17 protein-coding genes are annotated in these 22,069 nt (G+C 29.5%); 14 read left to right on the top strand and 3 right to left on the bottom strand.

Translation table 11 applies throughout. The features are described 5' to 3' along the window. Window positions 1-210: 210 nt before the first annotated feature. On the bottom strand, window positions 211-2,964 hold the full coding sequence (locus KV700_RS13140; protein WP_218598154.1) for a TonB-dependent receptor: 2,754 nt from the start codon (window positions 2,962-2,964) through the stop codon (window positions 211-213). 336 nt (window positions 2,965-3,300) lie between these two features. On the opposite strand from KV700_RS13140, the gene KV700_RS13135 reads away from it, so the two are divergent. Together KV700_RS13135 and KV700_RS13130 are read left to right on the top strand one after the other, a co-directional pair. Further along, complete coding sequence (locus tag KV700_RS13135) at window positions 3,301-4,509, top strand: porin (RefSeq protein ID WP_218598153.1); 1,209 nt, start codon at window positions 3,301-3,303, stop codon at window positions 4,507-4,509. 77 nt (window positions 4,510-4,586) lie between these two features. After that, on the top strand, window positions 4,587-6,842 hold the full coding sequence (locus tag KV700_RS13130; protein ID WP_166387572.1) for an inorganic phosphate transporter: 2,256 nt from the start codon (window positions 4,587-4,589) through the stop codon (window positions 6,840-6,842). A 369-nt stretch (window positions 6,843-7,211) separates the two neighbouring features. On the opposite strand, the gene KV700_RS13125 is transcribed toward KV700_RS13130, so the two are convergent. Both KV700_RS13125 and uvrC read right to left on the bottom strand, forming a co-directional pair. Beyond that, complete coding sequence (locus KV700_RS13125; protein ID WP_166387570.1) at window positions 7,212-9,413, bottom strand: patatin-like phospholipase family protein; 2,202 nt, start codon at window positions 9,411-9,413, stop codon at window positions 7,212-7,214. Beyond that, window positions 9,410-11,206: an excinuclease ABC subunit UvrC gene (uvrC, locus tag KV700_RS13120; protein ID WP_218598152.1), complete on the bottom strand. Its 1,797-nt coding sequence runs from the start codon at window positions 11,204-11,206 to the stop codon at window positions 9,410-9,412. The genes KV700_RS13125 and uvrC overlap by 4 nt, the downstream gene beginning before the upstream one ends. 173 nt (window positions 11,207-11,379) lie before the next feature. On the opposite strand from uvrC, the gene KV700_RS13115 reads away from it, so the two are divergent. The 12 genes from KV700_RS13115 to KV700_RS13060 all read left to right on the top strand — a co-directional run bounded on the left by KV700_RS13115 (window position 11,380) and on the right by KV700_RS13060 (window position 22,068). Next, complete coding sequence (locus KV700_RS13115) at window positions 11,380-11,742, top strand: hypothetical protein (RefSeq protein WP_203393191.1); 363 nt, start codon at window positions 11,380-11,382, stop codon at window positions 11,740-11,742. A 10-nt stretch (window positions 11,743-11,752) separates the two neighbouring features. Further along, a complete protein-coding gene (locus KV700_RS13110) occupies window positions 11,753-12,406 on the top strand; it encodes a hypothetical protein (RefSeq protein ID WP_203393192.1) in 654 nt (217 codons plus the stop codon). A 103-nt stretch (window positions 12,407-12,509) separates the two neighbouring features. Then, window positions 12,510-13,325 (top strand): sensor histidine kinase, encoded by an 816-nt coding sequence (locus KV700_RS13105; protein WP_218598151.1) that lies wholly within the window; start codon window positions 12,510-12,512, stop codon window positions 13,323-13,325. Then, window positions 13,312-13,992, top strand: coding sequence for a response regulator transcription factor (locus KV700_RS13100; protein ID WP_218598150.1), 681 nt, complete (start codon window positions 13,312-13,314; stop codon window positions 13,990-13,992). Before KV700_RS13105 ends, KV700_RS13100 begins: the two co-directional genes overlap by 14 nt. A 134-nt stretch (window positions 13,993-14,126) precedes the next feature. Beyond that, entirely contained in the window at window positions 14,127-14,480 is a 354-nt protein-coding gene (locus KV700_RS13095) for a hypothetical protein (protein WP_218598149.1), read from the top strand. 14 nt (window positions 14,481-14,494) lie between these two features. Next, window positions 14,495-15,103 (top strand): phage tail protein, encoded by a 609-nt coding sequence (locus KV700_RS13090; RefSeq protein ID WP_218598148.1) that lies wholly within the window; start codon window positions 14,495-14,497, stop codon window positions 15,101-15,103. 191 nt (window positions 15,104-15,294) lie between these two features. Next, entirely contained in the window at window positions 15,295-18,984 is a 3,690-nt protein-coding gene (locus KV700_RS13085; protein ID WP_218598147.1) for an Ig-like domain-containing protein, read from the top strand. Window positions 18,985-19,011: 27 nt separating this feature from the next. After that, on the top strand, window positions 19,012-19,191 hold the full coding sequence (locus KV700_RS13080) for a hypothetical protein (protein ID WP_218598146.1): 180 nt from the start codon (window positions 19,012-19,014) through the stop codon (window positions 19,189-19,191). A gap of 280 nt (window positions 19,192-19,471) precedes the next feature. Further along, window positions 19,472-19,642 (top strand): hypothetical protein, encoded by a 171-nt coding sequence (locus tag KV700_RS13075; protein WP_203393198.1) that lies wholly within the window; start codon window positions 19,472-19,474, stop codon window positions 19,640-19,642. Window positions 19,643-19,692: 50 nt separating this feature from the next. Continuing rightward, window positions 19,693-20,610 (top strand): hypothetical protein, encoded by a 918-nt coding sequence (locus KV700_RS13070; RefSeq protein ID WP_203393199.1) that lies wholly within the window; start codon window positions 19,693-19,695, stop codon window positions 20,608-20,610. A 2-nt stretch (window positions 20,611-20,612) separates the two neighbouring features. Beyond that, on the top strand, window positions 20,613-21,488 hold the full coding sequence (locus KV700_RS13065; protein ID WP_218598145.1) for a hypothetical protein: 876 nt from the start codon (window positions 20,613-20,615) through the stop codon (window positions 21,486-21,488). Continuing rightward, window positions 21,454-22,068, top strand: a complete 615-nt coding sequence (locus KV700_RS13060) for a hypothetical protein (RefSeq protein WP_218598144.1) — start codon at window positions 21,454-21,456, stop codon at window positions 22,066-22,068. The genes KV700_RS13065 and KV700_RS13060 overlap by 35 nt, the downstream gene beginning before the upstream one ends. The last annotated feature ends 1 nt before the right edge of the window (window position 22,069 follow it).

Genomic DNA, 22,069 nt, shown 5'->3' with positions numbered 1-22,069 from the left:
GTTTGTATTGTTTATTGTTTATTTTCATGCAAAGAAACTACCGAACCATTTAAATAACCTTAACTAAATATTAATAATATGTTAGATAAATAGGGCTTTGTTAACTAATTGTTACCTCGTTTTAACAGCTAATAACAAATAGTATTAAAAAAAGAAAAAGCCTAGAAGTAAACTTCTAGACTTTTTAAATTATTTAAAAAAATTCTTTAATTAGAAAGCATATTTAACTCCCAAAGTTAATTGAACCCCTTGTTTATAATTAGAAACTGTTTCATTTGTTTCTATTTCTGTATTTACATTTCTTACGAACTGCGTTTGTTTGATTTCTGGGTTTAATAAGTTTCTACCAACCAATTTAACACTTAATCTATCCGTTAATTCTTTACTTAAAACTAAATCAAGAGAAACAAAACCTTTTTCTATAATTTCGTCATTATAAAGTGTAGCACTATTTACAAAATCTTCTGGAGAACCTAAAGCAAAAACTTTATCTGATGAATAATTACCTGTTAAAGTTGCAACAAATTCTTTTTCTTTATTACTACTATAACTTAAACTACCATTTGCAATAAGGTCTGAAGCTCCTTGTAAGTTTGATTCTGTTTTTCCTTTATATTGAAAAACATCATCTAAATCTTGGCTAAACCACATTTTAGTTAAGTTTGCATTAAAACCTAAAACAGTATCATCATCTTCATTTTTAATAAAGCTTGTTCTAGCTTCCAACTCTAATCCTTTTACTGTTGCTTTCTCTCCTGTATTATAGAAAATAAAGTTACCAGAAGAACCTCTTGACTGTGCCAAGTTAATTGGGTTTTTTATATTTTTATAAAATCCTGTTACAGAGAAAACTTCTCCCCTACTTGGAAAAAACTCCCATTTTAAATCAACATTTACAACATCCGATTTTTCTAAATCTGGATTACCTTTAGAAACACGACCAGTTGGTGAAACATACTCAAAAGGAGATAATTCTTTAAATTCTGGTAAAGTTTGTGTAAGGCTTGTTGCAAAACGTATATATTGGTTTTCTGCAACTTCATATTTTAAATTAAGACTTGGAAACAAGTTTTCGTAAGTTTTACTAGTATTACCTATTCTACCTACGTAGTTTGCTACATCCCAAGAAACATTAATTTCGTCTCTCTCGAAACGCAAACCTAAGTTCCCCGAAAACTTTTCATTTAAAGTAAAGTTAAAATCTGCAAAAGCAGCTAAAACATTCAATTCTCCAGAGAAAAGATCTACTTCTCCTATTCTAAGGTTTAAACCATTATCAAAATTAGATTGCACAAAAGTTGAAGATAATTCATCTACAGAAGGTGCTTTATAATTTCTTGCTAAAACTCCAATTGCTTGTGATTTAAAATCTCTTTCTTTCCTTCTATAATTTACACCATAATTAAGCGCAAAAGGCTTATCTCCTTCTTCATTAAGGTTACCAAATTTCCAGTTATTTTTAACATAAGCATTGTACTCTACATCTTCAATTTTTTGAGTAGATTTTCTTTGCTGATAATCTCCTACGTGTGCAAATTGAATTTCTGATGAACTTGCTACATCTAAAATATTAACTTCGTTTCTAATTCTATTTGGCTCTTCTGCTAAAACAAAATTATAACCACCAGCCCAAGTTAAAGTATTATTCTCGTTTAAATCATGCTTTCCTATTAACTGATTAATAACCATTGTGGTTTGTTTAAAGTTTTGATCTCTAACAAAAGCTCCATCTTCTTGCGGATCTTGATCATATACAAAACCTAAACCATTTCTTCCTTGTTCATATAAATTATTAGAACTCTTGTTTACAAATAAAGTATTAAACTTTAAACTGTTAGCATCATTCAATTTCAATTTAAGATTAACATAACCAGAAGTATTTGTTTTTGTTGTAAAACTTTCTACATCAGAAAACACGTTGTCCTCACGATTCTGTCTAAAACTTTGAAACTCTCCTGAATAATAATCATAAGACTTAGAATGTGTAGCACTTACATAAAAAGACAAATCTTTACCAAAAATTTCAAATTTTTGAGCTGCAGATAAAGAACCACTATAATTTATGGGTTGTGCAGATATAGTTTCTGTATCCCAACCTTGTCTAGATATTAAATCTTGCAAAGCATATTGTTTTTTATGAAAACCTAAGCTAACATCATTATTTGTTATTGTAGTTCTAAAATCCCCATCGTAATCTAATACATTTGTATTTGTTCCTCCGTTTACACCTATAGAATATCCCTTTTTAGAATAATCTTTAGTTACCACATCTACATTACCAGAAGCTTGATCTGCATAACCAGAAGTTGTATATGTTTTACTAATCCCTACGTTTTGAATAACATCTGTAGAAAAAAGATTTAAGTTGATATTTTTCTTTTCAACATCATCCGAAGGTACAGGTAAACCATTCATAGTAGTCGATAAATATCGATCTCCTAATCCTCTAATAAAAATATCTCCCGTTCCTTGACTTTTTGTAACTCCAGAAATTTTAGTTGTTGCTGTTGCCGCATCCGAAACTCCAATTTTAGATAAAGTTTGTGCTCCAATACTTTCTTTAATTACTGTCGCTTTTTTCTGTTCTAATAAAAGTGCCGAAATAGATTCTCTAGACGCAGCAGACATAATAACTACCTCTTCTAAAGAAACGCCTTCTTCTGCAGATAGTATTTGATTTATCGTTAAAGTTTCTCCTACAGCAATTGTAATTGATTTTTCAATTGTTTTGTATCCCAAAAAACTAAAAACAACAGTATGAGTTCCTGCTGGTACGTTTAATACATAATTTCCATCAAAATCGGTAGTTGTACCCATTGCGGTTCCTTTAATAAGAACGTTTGCAAAAGGCAACGGTTCATTATTTGTTTCTTTGTCAGATAATATACCCTTTAATGTACCTTGACTTTGGGCTACTAATAATTGACTAAAAGCTAAAAAAGTAATAAATAAAAATTTTTTCATTTTTTTCGTATAATTTACTGCCGCAAAAGTCCACCGCTTTTGTAAATTCTATGTTAGCTTTAAATTATGCTTGTATCACAAAAACATTAACTAAATGTTAAGTGGGTATAAATCGTTAACATTTTTTTAATTTTGAAAAAACATTCATTTTAATTTTTGGTGAGATATTTGAACTATTCTTTAGAAATAAAGATTACCATAAATTAAATTAGTTTTTGTCGACTACAATTTATGATCTACTGCCTCTCACCAAGGCAGTTTTTTTGTTTACTTAATACTGAATTAACATTAATTTAACATAGTTAACTGTTCTTTGCATTGACAAAAACTAATAACATGCAATTCTCAACACTACGTAAAGTAGTAGTTTCCATTATCATGTGTGCTTTTTTAAGCATACAGGCACAAGAAACAAATGCCCCAAAATTTGGAAACGGCCTCTTTAACCTTGTTGGTAAAGACAGTACATATACAATGAAGGTTGGTTTAAGAGTTCAAACACTTGCCACTTCTCAATGGGATGTTCGTAATGGTCTTTCTAACCCAGAATCTTCTATGTTAATTAGAAGGTCTCGTTTAAAGTTTGATGGTTTTGCTTTTTCTACTAAATTAAAATATAAAGTAGAATTAGGGTTGTCTAATAGAGATCAGTCTGGAAGCTCAGAATACACCAGCAATGCTCCTAGATATATAATGGATGCAGTTTTGAAATGGAATTTCTCTGGAAACTTTGTATTATGGTTTGGGCAAACAAAATTACCAGGTAATAGAGAAAGAATTATTTCTTCTGCAAACTTGCAAATGGTAGATCGTTCTTTATTAAATAGTAATTTTAATATAGATAGAGATATCGGAATTCAATTAAAACACCATTTTAACCTTTCAGATACCTTTATAATTAAAGAAACTTTTTCTATTGCCCAAGGTGAAGGAAGAAATATTACTACAGGTAATATTGGTGGACATCAATATACTACAAGAGTAGAATTACTTCCTTTTGGAAATTTTACGAGTAAAGGAGATTATACTGGAAGTGATTTAAAATTTGAGAAAAAACCAAAACTGTCTTTAGGTTTTGTTTACGACTTTAACAATAACGCCTCTAAAACAAAAAGTAATCAAGGTTCTTATATGTTAAATGATATAGGGTTTTATAATACAAATATTTCTACACTTTATTTAGATGCTATGTATAAACACAAGGGATTCTCTTTTATGGCAGAATATGCTAACAGAGACGCAAAAGACCCTTTAGCAAAAAACTCTGATGGAACTTTAACCGGAGATGAAGTACAAATAGGTAATGGTTTAAATTTACAAACTGGTTATATGCTATCTAAAACTGTAGAAGTTTCTGGGCGTTACACAAATATTACTTTAAGCAAAAATATTACAGAAAAAGGAGCTAAAAATCAATACACTTTAGGTGTTTCTAAATATATATCAGAACATAAATTAAAAGTACAAACAGACGTTAGCTATACAGACATTGGTTTTAGTACAAATCAATTGCAATTTAGACTACAAGTAGATATTCATTTTTAGTTAAAATGATAACATAAACCTAACATAGGCGTTCTTTTATGTCTATAAATTTGCACAACAAAAATTAAATAAACAAAATGGGAGATCCATATATTTTAATGTTAGTCGCTTTAGCTGTTTTAGCTATAGTAGATTTAGTTATAGGTGTTAGTAATGACGCAGTTAACTTTTTAAATTCAGCCATAGGCTCAAAAGCAATATCAGTAAGAAATATTATGATAATTGCAAGTTTAGGTGTGTTTTTTGGAGCCGTTACCTCTAGTGGAATGATGGAAGTTGCACGTAAAGGTATTTTTAACCCTAACATGTTTATGTTCCAAGATATTATGTTCATTTTTATGGCTGTAATGATTACAGATATTTTATTGCTAGATATCTTTAACACGCTCGGAATGCCTACTTCTACTACAGTTTCTATTGTATTTGAACTTTTAGGAGCTGCCGTTTGTATTTCTTTAATAAAAATATCTGCAAATGATTCTCAATCTATTTCTGATATCTGGAACTACATTAACCATGAAAAAGCTTTTGAAATTATTAACGGAATATTATTATCCGTTGTCGTCGCATTCTCTGTAGGTGCTGTTGTACAGTTTGCATCTAGATTAATTTATACATTCAACTTTAACAAAAGAGCTACATATATTAGTGCATTATTTGGTGGATTTGCAATTACTGCAATTACCTACTTTATCATTATTAAAGGAATGAAAGGTACACCTTGGTATGACGATGTAGCACATTTAATTGAAGGAAATACTTTGGGTATTATTTTAGGAAGTTTTGTTATTTGGGCTATTATTTCTCAACTTTTAATACAATTTTTTAAAGTAAATATTTTAAAATTGATTATTGGAGTTGGTACGTTTTCTTTAGCCATGGCTTTTTCTGGAAATGATTTGGTAAACTTTGTAGGTGTACCAATTGCTGCATGGAACTCTTACCAATCTTGGAACGTTTCCGGTATTGCTCCAGACGCTTTCTCTATGGGTATTTTAGCCAAAAAAGTACCTTCTAACATCTGGTTATTATTAGCTGCTGGTGCTATTATGGTGGTTACTTTATGGACTTCTAGTAAAGCACAAAATGTAATAAAAACAGGTATCGATTTATCTCGACAAGGAGAAGGGCATGAAAAATTTCAGCCAAATAATTTATCTAGAGTTGTGGTAAGGTTTGCAATGGGTCTTAATTTTGGAATTAGTAAAATTTTTCCTAAAAAAATATTGACTTATGTAGATTCTAAGTTTCAAAAACCCGTAATAGAATTACCGAAAGACAAAACATACGAGTTACCTGCTTTCGATTTAGTAAGAGCTTCTGTTAACTTAATTGTTGCTGGTATCTTAATATCTGTTGCAACTTCTATGAAATTACCTTTGTCTACTACTTATGTAACATTTATGGTTGCTATGGGTACTTCTTTAGCAGATAGAGCTTGGGGACGTGAAAGCGCAGTTTATAGAGTTGCCGGAGTAATAAATGTTGTTGCTGGGTGGTTTTTAACGGCTATTACAGCCTTTTTAGCAGCTGCTTTAGTAGCATACTTAATTAGTTGGGATATGATTATGATTCCTATTCTATTAGCACTTGTTGCTTTCTTAATTGGAAGAAATAGCTTAATTCATAGAAGAAGATCTAAAGAAATAAAAAAACAAGTATACATAGAAAGAGCAGAATTAATTACTATTAATGGTGTAATTGAAGAAAGCGCAGATCATATTTCTGAAGTAATAAATCGTGTAAATAAATTATATACCAATGTTGTAAATGATTTGGCAAACCACGATTTAAATAAATTACGTAAAACAGACAAACACGTTGCTAAACTTAATGACGAAATAGATGGTTTAAAAGACGGTGTTTTCTACTTTATTAAATCTTTAGACGAAACTTCTGTAGAAGCAAGTAGATTTTATATTATGGTTCTAGGATATTTACAAGACATAGCACAATCTATTAGTTATATTTCTAGAGCAAGCTACAAGCATGTAAATAACAATCATAAAAACTTAAAGAAAGGTCAAATAAAAGATTTAAAAACTATTGACGTTGCTTTATCTGCTCTATTAACTAAAGAAGCTAATATTTTTGAAAACAGAGAATTAGACAATTTAAATAGCCTATTAATAGAAAAGAATGAGTTGTTACAAAGCGTAAGATCTTCTATTGAAAAGCAAGTTGCAAGAATTAGAACAGATGAAACGAGTCCTAAAAACACAACTTTATACTTTAGTGTATTATTAGAAACAAAAGATTTAATTAAGGCTTTAATGAGTTTACTAGAAACTTATGAAGAGTTTCACTTAAGCACAAAACAAGTAAAATTATAATATTATTATAAACAACAAAAAAACCATGAAGCGCTCTTCATGGTTTTTTTTTGTTATATATTTTGTTTATTTTTAAATGTAATCCTTTAAAAGTTCTGTAAAAAAGAAAGCAGATAGAAAATCTGTAAAGGCTATCCTTTTAATTACTGGTACCATGCACTAAAAACAGCAACCCTTAAGCTGTTTACTATACTAAATTTACTTCCCTTTAAGTTTTAGCTCAAAGGAGTTTTGCCTCCTATTCTAATGTATTTTCTACTTACTCTGTAGAGTAACAAAATAGAAATCTAGTATTGGTTTTCTTTTAAAATTAACATTAGATAAAAGCGAATTTTAAGAGATATTCTACTAATACCTATAGACTCCTTTCTAAAACCAAAACCCTAAATTAAACAACCAATATTTTTCAGTATTTTCTGGAGACCAACTATATTTTATTTCTAAAGGACCAATAAAAGAATTATAACTATAACCAATAGCATAACCTGATTTTATGTCTTTAAAAAGATCTATATTTTTGAAAACATTTTCGTCTAAACGCCCATAATTAGCTATAAAAATTGCGTAATGTTTACTTGCAAAAGCATATCTTAAATTAAACTCTGTCTTTACAAAGCTATTGTTAGAAAGCTCTCCAAAATCATAGCCATAAAAAGGCACAAAAGTATTGATATAGTTTTGGTTGTAACCTCCTAAATAAAAGTCAAAAACCTCAGAATCTACATCGTTTAGTGTAAAACCAGCTTCACTTGTTACTTGAAGAGTAAGTTTATCTAAAAAAGTAGTAGCAAAACCTAAAGTTCCTTTAGATTGGGCAAATTGCGAAAAATCATTATTTCGATCTGATGAAACCATGTACCATTTAAAGTTTAAATCTGCAAAATATCCTTTGGTAGGAAAATATTTTTTATCATAAGAGTCTAATTTTAAATAACCAAAAGAATTAAAATAGTTGCTATTATCAAAAACTGTAGCTCCACTATTTACAGATGCAATTGTTTCACTGGTTGCCTTTACATATTTATACTCTACACCCAAACCTAAAGCAAACCTTCTATTAAAGGTAGTTTGAAGAAAAAATTGGTTGGTAATATCTGTATATTTTAAATTAATAGTACTAATTGTAGGATACTGAGATACAATGGAACTAAATTTAGAATTTGTTCTAAAATGATTGTATCTAGACCTAAACCCATAGCTAATATAAAAACCATTATCTACAAAATAATCTAAGTTATACCTTAAATTATCTCCTAAAATCATGTCAAAAGAAAACATATCATTATTTAATAATAAATGTTTTTTATTATAGTTTGCTAAAAAACCAGACTTATATAAATAATCATAATGGACTCCCAATTTTAAATTAGCACTCCCACTTGTTTCGTTTAAATTCAGTTTTAGATTATAAGTATTATCTTCTTTTTTAATTAAGTTATACGTTATTCGTTCGTAATTTTTTGTAGAAGATAAGAGGTGTATCCTTTTGGTAATTTCTTTTCTTGTTAGACTATCTCCTCTTTTTATCTTTATTTTACCTAAAACAAAAGCTCTTGTATATATATTAGATCCTAACAGATTAATCTCTGTAATAGAAAATTTATCATGATCAAAATCTACCTTCTTACGTTCTTTTTTATGTACTTGCTTATTTGCTAATTCTATAAAAACACTGCTAAATTTTTTTCCTTCTTCAATTCCTTTTTCTAAAATACTTTCTTTATCATCAAAACTAACCACATTGTAATCAGTAACAGATGGATGAATATAAACATCAAGCATCTCTTTTTCTTTGTCTGTTGTACGATACATCTGATAACTAACAATCTGGTTCATTATAGCAACAACAGAATTTAGATTTTCTTTTTCATATAAATTCCCTTCAACATCTACTCCTATTATAACATCTACTCCCTTAGATTTCATTACACTAATAGGAAAATTATTTGCTATACCACCATCTACTAACAATTTATCATTTATAAAAACCGGATTTAACAACGTGGGAAAAGAACCACTAGCTCTTAAAGCCAAAGGCAAAGAACCTTTTTCTAATAAAACAGGACTTCCATTTTCTACATCTGTAGCAATACAGAAAAAAGGGATCGGAAATTTTTTAAAATCACTAATACCCTCTACTGATGACAATAATTCTGTTAAAAAATTTAATACATTCTGTCCTTTAGAAACAGCTACCGGAAAGCCTATTGCTCCTTTGTTTACAGGCAAAGTAATCACAGTTTTTTCTCCAAATTCTTTTTCGAAAAATGGTGCAGAATTTCTAGGCAACTTATCTTGTAAAAGTGAAACAAAATCGGTTTCTAAAATGATTTGCTCTATCTGATCACCAGAATATCCTATTGAATATAAACCTCCAATAATTGCGCCCATGCTGGTACCACCTACATAATCTATTTGTAAACCTGCTTTGTCAATTTCTTTTAAAACCCCAATATGAGCAAAGCCTTTTGCACCACCTCCACTTAAAACCAAACCTACTTTTGGCTGCTTTTCTTGACTATTTATAGTTATAGAAAGCAACAATAGAAATGCTAATAAAATGTTTTTCATTTTTTATTCGGTTGAAAATATTGATATACTTTTACAGCTCTTGCATTTCCAATAACCTCTTTTAATTCTTCTAAAGAAGCTTCTTTAACACGTTTTGCCGACTTAAATTTACGTAACAAGGTAGTAATAGTTTGCGTACCAACATCTGGTATTTGCTCTAACTCAGATTTTATAGCACTTTTACTTCGTTTATTTCTGTGAAACGTAATTCCGAATCTGTGTGCCTCATTTCTTAGGTACTGGGTAATTTTTAACGTTTCAGACTTTTTATCTAAATATAAGGGAATTGGATCTCCTGGATAATATATTTCTTCTAATCTTTTAGCAATTCCTATAATGGCAATTTTACCTCGTAACCCTAAAATATCTAAACTTTTTAAGGCAGATGATAATTGTCCTTTTCCACCATCTACAATAATTAGTTGCGGCAACGGCTCTTCTTCTTCTAGTAAACGCTTATACCTTCTATAAACAACCTCTTCCATAGATGCAAAATCGTCTGGCCCATCAACTGTTTTAATATTATAATGTCTGTAATCTTTTTTACTCGGTTTTCCGTCTTTAAAAACTACACAGGCAGCTACTGGGTTTGTTCCTTGAATATTTGAGTTATCAAAACATTCTATATGACGTGGCTCCACATGCAAACGTAAATCCTTTTTCATTTGCGCCATAATTCTTTTTACATGCCTATCTGGATCTACAATTTGTACTTGCTTAAATTGCTCTTGTCTGTAGTATTTTGCATTTCTTTCAGATAATTCTACAATACGCTTTTTATCACCTAATTTAGGAACCGTAACTTTTACAATCTCTCCTAAATCTACTTTAAAAGGAACATAGATTTCTGGTGATTGAGAATCGAAACGTTGTCTAATTTCAACAATAAACAATTCTAATAATTCTTTGTCTGTTTCATCTAACTTTTTCTTAATTTCTGTAGTATGAGATTGAATAATAGACCCATTAGAAATTTTTAAGAAATTGGCATATCCATGTGTTTCATCAGAAATAATAGAAAAAACATCTACATTATTTATAGATGGATTTATAATAGTACTTTTAGATTGATAATTGCCCAACAAATTAAGCTTCTCTTTAATTTTCTGTGCTTCTTCAAACTCCATTTTTTCTGCAAAGCCCAACATCATTTCTTGAAACTTATCTAAGCTTTCTTTAAAATTCCCTTTAATAATATTTCTAATTTCTGCAATAGAATTATTGTAATGGCTCTCTGTTTCTAAACCTTCACAAGCACCTTTACAGTTTTTTAGGTGATATTCTAAACAGACTTTATATTTACCTTCATTTACATTCTGCTGACTTAAATCGTATTTACACGTTCTTAACGGATACAATTCTTTAATAAGATCTAATAAAACTCGCACCGTCTTAATAGACGTATAAGGACCAAAATATTCCGACCCATCTTTTATAACTCTACGCGTCATAAAAACTCTTGGAAAACGTTCTTTTTTTATACAAAGCCAAGGGTAAGATTTATCATCCTTCAATAAAACATTGTAACGAGGCTTGTATTTTTTAATTAAATTATTCTCTAATAATAAAGCATCCGTTTCTGTATTAACTACAATATGTTTTATACGAACAATCTTTTTTACTAATACCCGTGTTTTACCATTTTCATGGTTTTTATTGAAATAAGAAGCAACTCTTTTCTTTAGATTTTTGGCTTTACCAACATAGATAATTACATCTTCCTTATCAAAATATTGATAAACTCCGGGTTCATTTGGTAAGGTTTTTACTTGAAGTTCTAAAGGTGTAGACATCGCGCAAAATTACGTATTTTTTTTAAAGATATAGTGATGAGAAATCACTTCTAAAAACAAAATCTAAAAAGGTATTTTATATTTAAAATGATATAATAAGATTGCTCTTTCTATATTTTTCTATACTTTTAAAGCCTAACTAACATTATTTATAAATAACTAATACCTATTACATGACTAAAAAAAATACAATTTCTTTACAAACCGCTAAAAGATGGACTAATAGATGGCGCAAAATGGAAGGTACTTATAATGCCCACCAAGACTGTAGAGCTTTTAACATTCCATTAGAAGATTTAAAAGAAGCTATTGCAGAAGGAGCCGTAACAGTAAGGGCTTATTTAGGCGTTCATAAACAGAAAATAGAAGGAGAAATTGTTTTTGAAGAAAAATTAATTATTGTTGGTGTAGATGCTAACGGAAAAGATATGATTTCTTCTAAAGATGGCAAAAATTTAGATAAAGATAGTGGTGATATTTATGATTTAACATCTCCTTGTCCAGACAAATGCGATAATGAGAGCCCTTTAAACTAAACTGATTATTATGAGTTTAGATGATTTTATTGTAAATGCTGGGTACTTTTTTTTAATAATAAATACCCTAGCATTTATTATAAGTTATAATAAAAAACACAAAGCATTAAAATACTTTATTATGTATTTAATGCTATGCGTTTTTGTTCAAATTTATTCTAGTTTTTTAAGTTCCTTAAGAATAAACAACCTCTTTCTAAGTCATTATTTCTTTATTGGTCAGTTTATTTTTTTAAGTTTCTTCTTTTCTACTTTATATAACTTTAAAAAGTTAATTAGGCTTTTAACCTTCTTAATAGCATTCTCTTTTATTACATATTTATACAACTTTCCAGAAACACTAAAAAAATGGAATGTTTTAGAAATTGCAATTACATCCATACCTTTATTAGTTTATAGTTTTTTCTTTTTTGTAAAAAAAATAGACAACAATATAGACAAAAAATATATTTACTTTAACTCTGGTTTCTTTGTATACACCCTATGCAGCACACTTATTTTTACGTTAGGAAACATAGGGTCTAGAGAATTAAAATTTTATGTCTGGCAGTTTAATGCTTTTTTATACCTTATTTTTCAGATTATGGTTTTTGTGGAATGGTACAAAAACTTTAGAAAACCGATAAAAAAACCAAGTTTTATCCATTTTAAAAAACAAGTATAAACCCCTGTTTTTCCATAAACATCTTAAAAACTTAAGATAAACTACTATTTTTACCGTAAACTTATTTTTCCGTAATTTTGGTTTTACTTTTCAAAACCCCTTTATGGAAGAATTGCTTACTAAAGAAAACCAAGTGATAGTTATCGTTTTAATAGGTGTTTTATTACTTCTTCTAATGGGAGTTGCATTCCTGTTATTTTTCTTCTTCTCTAGAAAAAAAATAGTGGATAAAGAACTAGAGAAAAGAAACCTAGAAGTAAACCATCAAAAAGAAATTATACAGTCTATTATTATAACTCAAGAAGAGGAACGCAAACGCATTGCACAAGATTTACATGATGATATTAGCTCTAAACTAAATGTAATTAACTTAAATGCAAACCTTTTAAAAGATGGAGATTTAACGCCAGAAGAGTACATAACTGTTAACAACGGTATTTTAGAAGCTACAGATAAAACCTTAGAAAGTGCTCGTAAAATTGCACACAATCTTTTACCACCAATACTAGAAGAATTTGGCTTTAAAGACGCAGTAGAAGAACTAGCTGACTCCTTTAATAACAGTAAAAAAATTAGTATTAAATACAATATAAATTACACCAACAAACTTTTAAACCCACAAAACGAATTACATTTATTTAGAATTACTCAAGAATTAATTAATAACTCTGTAAGACATGGTAAAGCTAATAATAGTACTATAAATATTTCTCAAAAAGACAATCGACTAATTTTTAGCTATACAGATAATGGCATCGGTTTTAATTCTGATGATAAAAATAATAAAAAAGGTCTTGGAATGAAAAATATAGAAAGTAGGGTTTCTTTATTAAACGGAAAATATAATATTGGAAGTGAAGTAGGTAAAGGATTTAACATTTTAATTGTAATACAACCCCCAGAATATGCAAAAAATTAATATTATAATTGCCGATGATGAAGAGCTTTTTAGAAAAGGAATTCGTTTTTTATTAGAAAGAGAAACTAATTTTAATATTACTTATGAGGCAGAAAACGGTAAAAAATTAATAGATTTTATATCCTATTCAGAAGAGAAACCCGATATTATTTTAATGGATCTAAAAATGCCAGAATTAAATGGTGTGGAGGCTACTAAAATTATTCATCAAACACATCCAGAAATTAAAATAATTGCATTGACTAGTTTTGATGGAAAATCATTTATCACCAACATGATAGATGTTGGCGCATCTTCTTACCTACTTAAAAATACAAGTCCTAAGATGGTAATTCATACAGTAAATGAAGTGTTTAAAAAAGGGTTTTATTATGATGATAAAGTATTAAAAATTATTCAAGAAAATATTATCTCATCTAGTGGAAAACGTATAAAAAGCGACTTAGACAAAAAACTACTTTCTAAAAGAGAAATAGATGTTTTAGAATTAATTTGCGAGCAATACACCACTGCAGAAATTGGAGAAAAACTATTTATTAGCCCAAGAACTGTAGAAGGTCATAGAAACAACCTCCTTTTAAAAACACACTCTAAAAATGTTGCAGGTTTGGTTATTTACGGTATTCAAAAAAAATTAATAGAAATTTCACCCGATTTCAATATTTAAAGAATCTACTTTCATTACAATTATTAAAAATCCAAGTATTTATACTTGGATTTTTTTTTGGTTACTTCCCCTCTTACATACTCTAAATGTTGCCCTTACATTTGAAGAAATGTTTAATCAAAATTCCAATTATTATGTATACACTAAATGTAACAAATAACTACATCTCAGACCTTGGCGTTTCTAATGGAGTGACAGTAAAAAAAGGCAAAACCTGGGAAATAAAGAGACGAGGCTCTCTGTTTTTAATGGTTCCTGGTATGGGAGAAATTAACTTTATTGATTTAGGAGATAAAAAACTAGAAGGCTACCCTTTACCTAAAGAAACTTGGGGTGTTCTAATAAGAACCCAAAGCTCTGAAGCATATTACAGATATGAAGGAGGAGGAGAGTTAATTGCTATTATAGATCATATAGGAACTGTACACCTTAGCACAAAAAAAGGTACAATGATTCGTATTAGAATACCAGAACTTATTATTAACTAATAAAAATTAACAACATGGACGAATATATAGGAATTATTAAAATATTTGCAGGAGATTTTGCCCCAAGAGGATGGGCTTTTTGTGAAGGACAATTATTAGCAATTAACTCAAACACAGCTTTATTTTCAATTTTAGGAACCACTTATGGTGGAGATGGTAGAACTACTTTTGGTTTACCAGACTTAAGAAGTAGAGTTCCTGTAGGCCTAGGAAATGGTCCTGGGTTAACTCCTAGAAGATTAGGGGAAAAAGACGGTACAGAACATAATGTTCTTAATGTTACTCAAATGCCTCCTCATACGCATGCTGCAGTATTAACAAGCACAGGTTCTGCAACTGCTACTATTGCTATTCCAGCATTTGATGATACAGGAGATTCTCCTGACCCTAGTAATACTGCTGTTTTAGCTAAAGCTGAAAATACAGCTGGAACAGAGATGAATCTTTATACTAATAGTGCCGCAGACACTACTTTAAAACCATTTACAGCACCTATAACTAATATTAGTGGTGAAGTTACCGTTGGCCTTACTGGAGCTGGCCAAAATATTAATAACATGCAACCGTTTTTAGGACTAAATTATATTATTTGTATGCAAGGTATTTTTCCCTCAAGAAGTTAATTTTCTTAAAAAGTAGTTATGTAAAAGTCAGATTCTAAAATCTGACTTTTACTGTTATATTCTTTATATAAACCCTAATTTAAAAAACAGGTATTTATACCTATAGTAATTTATTTATTAAAAGTATATGTTTGAAAATGAATTAAATAGCTAATTAATCAACTTTATTTTTAGCCTAAAAAATAAAAAACATGAAAAAAATTACACTTATACTAACAGCAATATTTAGTCTTGCTTTAGTAAACAATAACTATGCGCAAACCTTTTGGACAGATACTTTCGACGGTCCATCACCAACTAGTGGTACAAGAAGTGCTTCAAATCATGGAGACACTGTAAATGGGGCTTTTTGTGGATCTGGTGATTACTTTTTTAGAACAAATTTATCTATCGATCCTGTAAATGGATTGACAGAAATATTCTCTAATTATTCTGGACATTATTGGAGAGCAGAAGACCTTGACAATTGTATTGGTAACCCAGATGTTATTAACTTTGCAGGGATTAACATTTCTGGAAAATCTAATTTAGTTTTTAAAGGTCTTTTTGGAGCTAGAGATGGCACCAATTTTGAAAGTGATGATAATATGATTATTGAATATCGAATAGATGGGAGAAGTTATACAAAAGGATTAGCTTTTGAAAGCGATTTGAGTATTTCAGGAAACAATGGTTACATTAGGGTAGACACAAATTTAAATGGAAATGGAGATGGAGCAAAACTAACACCTGCACTAACTCAGCATCAATTTGATTTAGCAGGTACAGGAACTACTTTAGATTTAAGAATTACGGTAAGTTCTGATAGTAGTGGAGAAGAATTTGGGTTTGATCAGTTTACCCTTGAAAGTTCTGTTTCAAACACTGCCCCAGTAATAGCTGGTACCTCTGCTGGTCAAGCCGTAAATGACAATAGTACTTTGTCTCCTTTTTCAGCTATTACAACCACAGATGCAGATGGAGATAACCTATCTGCAACAATTACTTTAGATGATAATGCTAAAGGTGTTTTGTCTGGTACAGGTTTAACAGGTACAGGTCCTTATGCTATTGCAAGTACTACCCCTGCAGACTTACAAGCAAAATTAAGAGCGTTAAGTTTTAACCCTACAGATAATAGAAGTTTAACATCAGAAACTACAACTTTTACAGTTGTTATTAATGATGGTACAGACACAGATACAGATAACACAACTACAGTTATTTCAAGTGCAGTAGCACCAACAGTAACTAGTGTTAGTGCAACAACTACAAACGGAACTTATAAAGCAGGCGACAATGTTATTGTAACCGTAACTTTTAATGAAAATGTTACAGTTACTGGTACGCCACAAATCACATTAGAAACTGGTACAACAGATAGAACCATAAACTATAATGGTACAGGTAGTGGTACTTCTACTTTACAATTTAATTATACTGTACAGGTAGGAGATTCAAGTGCAGATTTAGATTATCTAGCTACAAACTCACTTACTGCAGGAACAAGTATTCAAGATGCTGGTAGTAAAGATGCAATTTTAACATTACCAACTCCTGGAGCTACAAATTCTTTAGGAGATAATAAAGCAATTGTTATTGATGGTAATGCACCTTCTACAACAAGCTTCACAAGAAAAACACCAACAACTCAAACTACTAATGCAGACGTCTTAACATTTTTAGTAACTTTTGATTCAGATGTTACAGGAGTTGGAGCAGCAGATTTTGCCGTTACAGGCCCATCAGGATCTGCTATTGGTGTACTTCAAGTAACAGCTTCTACTTATGATGTAACGATATCTGGTGGAAACTTAGCAGCATTAAATAGTAATGTAGGTTTAAATTTTAATGGTGGAGTTTCGATTACAGACCTTGCTGGTAATTCTTTATCTAATGCAGAACCAGCTACTGATGAAACATATACTTTAGATAACAATGGACCTACTTTAACTTCTTCTAATCCTGCAGATGATTCTACAGAGATTACTATTTCTCAAAACATAGAATTAACATTTAATGAGAATATTAGTAAAGGAACAGGTAATATACTAATCAAAAAAACGTTGGACAACAGTACTGTTGAAACAATAGACGTTACTACAGCTACTATTACTGTAAGTACAAATACTGCTACCATTAATCCTTCTGCTGATTTTGATTTAAATACAGGCTATTACATTCAAATAGATAATACCGCTTTTAAAGATGCGCTTAATAATAATTATGTAGGTATTGCTGATGCAACTTCTTTAAATTTCACATCCCAAGCAAATCAAATAAATTCATATTTGGTAGCTAGTGGAAATTGGTCTGTGCTTAGTAATTGGTCTTTAGGTAGGTTACCAATTAGGACAGATAATGTTAATGTATCATATAATAGTATTAATTTAGACATGAGCAATGTTACAGTTAACGATTTAAGTATTAGTATAGGTGGATCTTTTAATATACTTGGCTCTACATCAATTACAATTAATGGAAATCTTAATCAAAATGGAACATTAAATATATTATCAAATGCTGCTTCCAATGGTTCTTTAATTGTTAAAGGAAATCATACAGGAATTAGTAATATTGATTATCACAGATATTTATCTACAAACTGGCATTTAATATCTGCTCCAATTTCAGGCAGAAATATTAGTACTTTTACTGGAAATGTTAGTACTAATGATAATAAATATGCAATTGCTCCTTATGTAAATAACGTTGTAAGTGCTTCTCGTTGGAACTACTATACTACGGCAGCCGGAACAAATAATATTGCTAGTGCTGGTACGTTTACTGCAGGTAAAGGATATTCTATACAAAAAACCACAAATGGTACTTTAAATTTCTCTGGAACTTTAAATACTACTGATAAAATTTTTCCAATTACTGATGGAGGAGATAACCCTGCAGGAAATAGATGGAATTTAGTAGGAAATCCTTTTACAGCATCATTAAATGGTAGTAATGCCGCTGATGTAACGAATAACTTTTTGAAAGTAAATATTGATGCTGGTAACTTAGATCCTTCTAGAGCAGGTTTATATTTATGGGATGGTTCTGCTTATTTAGAAAAGTCTGTAGACGACGCTGCTTTCTATATTGCTCCCGGACAAGGATTCTTTGTTCATGCTCCAGATGCAGGCGGAACTTCAGTAAGTTTTACTGAAGCAATGGAAACTCATCAAACAGGAAACATCTTTTTGAAAAGTGGTACAAGTTATCCAGAAATAATCTTAAATCTTTCTGATGGAACTAATAACTCATTAACCAAATTAAGATATATTAAAAATAAAACCACAGGATTAGATGTGGGTTCTGATGTTGGTACATTTACTGGAACTAGCTCTAATTTTAAAGTCTACACTCATCTAGTAAGTAATAGTGAGGGTATAGATTTTGCTATACAAGCTTTACCAAACTCAGGTTATGCGGATATGGCAGTTCCTGTAGGAATTAAAGCTGATGCAGATAAAGAAATTACATTCTCTTTAAATACGACTAACTTTGATGCTGATCTTAAAATATTTTTAGAAGATAGATTAACAAATACGTTTACACGTTTAGATGAAGCTAACAATACTTATAAAATTACTTTAACAGAAGCTTTAAACGGAATTGGTCGTTTTTACATCTATACAACCAACAGTGTACTAAGTATTGATAAAAATGCAACTCTAGACAATATTAGTATCTATAAAACAAATAATACTACTTTAAAAATTGCAGGTTTACAAAGTGATAACGCATCAATAAAACTATTTAATATTTTAGGAAAGCAAGTATTAAGAACATCTTTTAAATCTCAAGGTGTTTCAGAAATAGCGCTACCAAAATTAGCTAAAGGAGTTTATATTGTTCAGTTAGAAACTGAAAACGGAAAATTGAATAAAAAAATAATTTTAGAATAATAACGATAATTTTAAAGACAAAACATCATGAAAAAACAAAACGGAAATACTCAGGATATTGCTCAAGAAATTACTCGTAAGCAAGCAATTAAAAAAATAGGGAATTACGGTAAATACGCTGCATTAACTGCCTTAGGAACTTACTTAATTCTAAACCCACAGAAAGCGCAAGCTTCAAGTATGGAAGCTCCAGGTACTGGGTTCTAAAAATAAAGTATTACAGTTGGGGGGATTGTAATACTAATTATAAAAAGGTTGTCAAATTTGGCAACCTTTTTTACTTTAAACTACTTATTATAAAGGCTGTCAAATTAATTTTTTGATGGCCTTTTTTAATATGGGTACTTTCACCCTTTTAGATAAATCAGTATTTGTACTCTAAAATAAAGGATACTTTCTCGGTAATTTTACAGTGTTCTTAATACCTTTTAAGAATAGCCGAATCCGAAAAGCTATATAGAGTAGGAAATATTTTAAATTATATATTATGAGCACAAATTCAAAACAAGCAGTTTTAGATGCATTAAAAAAAGAAGGAGTAACAAACTTAGAGCAATTTGCAGATTTTGCTTCTAACCTAGCTAGTAAAGGAGACCAAAAAGGAAATCCAATTGTTATGACAGCAATTATTTCTCCAGGATTTTTTGTATCTCACTAATTCTTATAAAGAAGAGTATTCAATAAGAATACTCTTCTTTATTATAAAACATGAAACAACAATTAGAAATATCGATTGATAAAAGTCTTACTTGGATAAATAATAATCTGCATTACTTTAATATAAATAGTAATGATGTAGAAAAAAATCCGAATTTAGATATGCAAAGAAAACGTTTAGGAGAACTTGCAATAACATTGTTAATTCTTAGCAGAAATACTTCTTATAAAGAAGACTATCGAGCAAAAAAAATCATCTCCTTTATAAAAGAAATTTGTAATTCTAAAGATTTTTACAGAGGTATTACAAGAGATCTTAATCTTTTCCCTTTCTATTTAATGTTATACAATGGTTTGTATAGTATGAAAATAGAATTTAAAGACTATAAACAATTATTACAAAACATTATAGATGCAAACTTTATGGATTGCATTGAACGAACTGCTTGGAACCAAATAGATTTTAAATATCAATTAGACTTTGGAGGTTTTAAACATAATATGGCTTCTTATGATCAGATGTACAAAACTTCTAGTTTGTATCACCTTCCAAATTTAATTCACATAAGAGATATTGATGTATATGCTTTAACGCATATTTTATTTCATTTAACTGATTTTGGAAATAAAAATATAGATCATCTTTTAGAAGATAAAAAAGATAAAACAGCCGAACATATTGGTAATTTAATGATAAAATATGCATTAAAGGAAGATTGGGATTTACTAGCAGAACTTTTAATCTGCTGTCATAATCTTAATTACAGAAACCATCCTTTGTTTATAGAATGTTGGCAAAAATTATTAAATGCACAAAATAAGAAAGGTGATTTTACAAGTAGGTATATACAAGAAAAATTGAAAAAAGGAGAAATGGTAAATGATAAAGATGTCTTTGACGTAAACTACCATCCAACTCTAGTTGGCTTATTTGCATGTTTATTAGAACACGAATATTTAATAAATTAATTATGGCGTTTCAAAAAGTACTTAAAAAAGGATTCTATTTTGCAATAAAAAACACAAATAATACGGATAAAGAAACCGCTTTAACAGCAATTATTTTAGCTTCAATTTGTAGTTATAAAGACACAAAAATTCAAAAAGAATTTAAACATTTAATAAAAGAGTTTGAAAAAAAAAGAACTGAAAAAGTTAATCTAAAAAACCTACAATTATTATTACAATATGCAATTGTCTATTTTGAAGTTAATGAAGAATATCCTAAAGGATTAAAAAATTTAATAATTGACTATTATAAGGTTCTTTCTTCTGAAAAAATCACAAAAGAGTTACTTCCCTCTTTTTTACTTTTAACAACTGCAAACAAACAACATATTAGTAGTAAACACGTACCATTCTCTTTAAAAATAGCATCTAATTTTACTACTATGATAAAAAAAGAAATTGGTTTTCTTTTAAATGAAATAGAACAAAAAACATATCATGGTTTAGTTTCTATTACAAACCACCCTTTTAAATTAATTACAATTTTAGAAGCTTTTTTAATAACAGCTTGTAGCGATTATAATTTACAACAAGTAAGTAGAGTATTAAATGCTTTATCCTACGTTAATGCTCCAAACTCATTAGCTATAAATACCGCCTTAACTTTTTTAACACACAACCAAAGCACAAATGGGTTTATTGGATACTATGAAAAAGAGTTTTCTTCTTTAGAAAAAAATCAAAAAGTAAATAAAATAGGAATACAATTATCTTCTACCCTACAAACAATTTCTGCAATGCTAACCTATAAAACTGGGTTTCGATTTTATACTTCCTTAGGGAAAAACGATAAACAAAAAAAATATGAGATGGAACTTATACAAACATCCATTAGCTAATACTAATATTAAAAATGGTGCTACAGTTGGCACGTTATTAAGTATTTATATTAGTAATGATAAAAAAACACTTAAACGTGTTTATGATATAAATGGAACAACTGTTTCTGGAAAAAAACCAGTAATAAATTCTGTTTTAGAAATGCAAAAATTATTTGCTAATGAACTGCATTGGTTATCTATTCTTAAAAACAGTAAATATGTTCCTACATTAATTGATTATAATGAGAGTGAAATGAGTATTGTTCAAGAGTTTGTTAACAATGATTTATATACCATTTTAGCAAACAAAGAAAAAATGCCAAAAGATATAGTACAACAACTTGTTGAAATGTATGGTGAGTATCAAAAAAAAGGATTATTTAAAGGAAATGGGGATCCTAGAAATTTAGCAATTAAAAACAATCAACTTATTGCTTTCGATTTTAAATGGGCTAAACAAAGAAGTGAAAAAGGCGTTTTTTATGAATGGATTAGTATGTGTCATTTTTTAAAAAGAATTCACCCTAATCTACTTCAAGAATTAAAAGCAACTTTTAATGATTTCCCTAAAGAAGAAGAACTTCTAAAAATTTATTAAA

Source organism: Polaribacter sp. NJDZ03 (genome assembly GCF_019263805.1).
Taxonomy (GTDB): domain Bacteria; phylum Bacteroidota; class Bacteroidia; order Flavobacteriales; family Flavobacteriaceae; genus Polaribacter.
This window is presented reverse-complemented; position numbering and strand designations above follow the sequence as displayed.

What these genes read in the sequence shown, in the direction of transcription:
- KV700_RS13140 (WP_218598154.1), bottom strand. Translation starts at nt 2,964, where the DNA reads ATGAAAAAATTTTTATTTATTACTTTTTTAGCTTTTAGTCAATTATTA.
- KV700_RS13135 (WP_218598153.1), top strand. Translation starts at nt 3,301, where the DNA reads ATGCAATTCTCAACACTACGTAAAGTAGTAGTTTCCATTATCATGTGT.
- KV700_RS13130 (WP_166387572.1), top strand. Translation starts at nt 4,587, where the DNA reads ATGGGAGATCCATATATTTTAATGTTAGTCGCTTTAGCTGTTTTAGCT.
- KV700_RS13125 (WP_166387570.1), bottom strand. Translation starts at nt 9,413, where the DNA reads ATGAAAAACATTTTATTAGCATTTCTATTGTTGCTTTCTATAACTATA.
- uvrC (WP_218598152.1), bottom strand. Translation starts at nt 11,206, where the DNA reads ATGTCTACACCTTTAGAACTTCAAGTAAAAACCTTACCAAATGAACCC.
- KV700_RS13115 (WP_203393191.1), top strand. Translation starts at nt 11,380, where the DNA reads ATGACTAAAAAAAATACAATTTCTTTACAAACCGCTAAAAGATGGACT.
- KV700_RS13110 (WP_203393192.1), top strand. Translation starts at nt 11,753, where the DNA reads ATGAGTTTAGATGATTTTATTGTAAATGCTGGGTACTTTTTTTTAATA.
- KV700_RS13105 (WP_218598151.1), top strand. Translation starts at nt 12,510, where the DNA reads ATGGAAGAATTGCTTACTAAAGAAAACCAAGTGATAGTTATCGTTTTA.
- KV700_RS13100 (WP_218598150.1), top strand. Translation starts at nt 13,312, where the DNA reads ATGCAAAAAATTAATATTATAATTGCCGATGATGAAGAGCTTTTTAGA.
- KV700_RS13095 (WP_218598149.1), top strand. Translation starts at nt 14,127, where the DNA reads ATGTATACACTAAATGTAACAAATAACTACATCTCAGACCTTGGCGTT.
- KV700_RS13090 (WP_218598148.1), top strand. Translation starts at nt 14,495, where the DNA reads ATGGACGAATATATAGGAATTATTAAAATATTTGCAGGAGATTTTGCC.
- KV700_RS13085 (WP_218598147.1), top strand. Translation starts at nt 15,295, where the DNA reads ATGAAAAAAATTACACTTATACTAACAGCAATATTTAGTCTTGCTTTA.
- KV700_RS13080 (WP_218598146.1), top strand. Translation starts at nt 19,012, where the DNA reads ATGAAAAAACAAAACGGAAATACTCAGGATATTGCTCAAGAAATTACT.
- KV700_RS13075 (WP_203393198.1), top strand. Translation starts at nt 19,472, where the DNA reads ATGAGCACAAATTCAAAACAAGCAGTTTTAGATGCATTAAAAAAAGAA.
- KV700_RS13070 (WP_203393199.1), top strand. Translation starts at nt 19,693, where the DNA reads ATGAAACAACAATTAGAAATATCGATTGATAAAAGTCTTACTTGGATA.
- KV700_RS13065 (WP_218598145.1), top strand. Translation starts at nt 20,613, where the DNA reads ATGGCGTTTCAAAAAGTACTTAAAAAAGGATTCTATTTTGCAATAAAA.
- KV700_RS13060 (WP_218598144.1), top strand. Translation starts at nt 21,454, where the DNA reads ATGAGATGGAACTTATACAAACATCCATTAGCTAATACTAATATTAAA.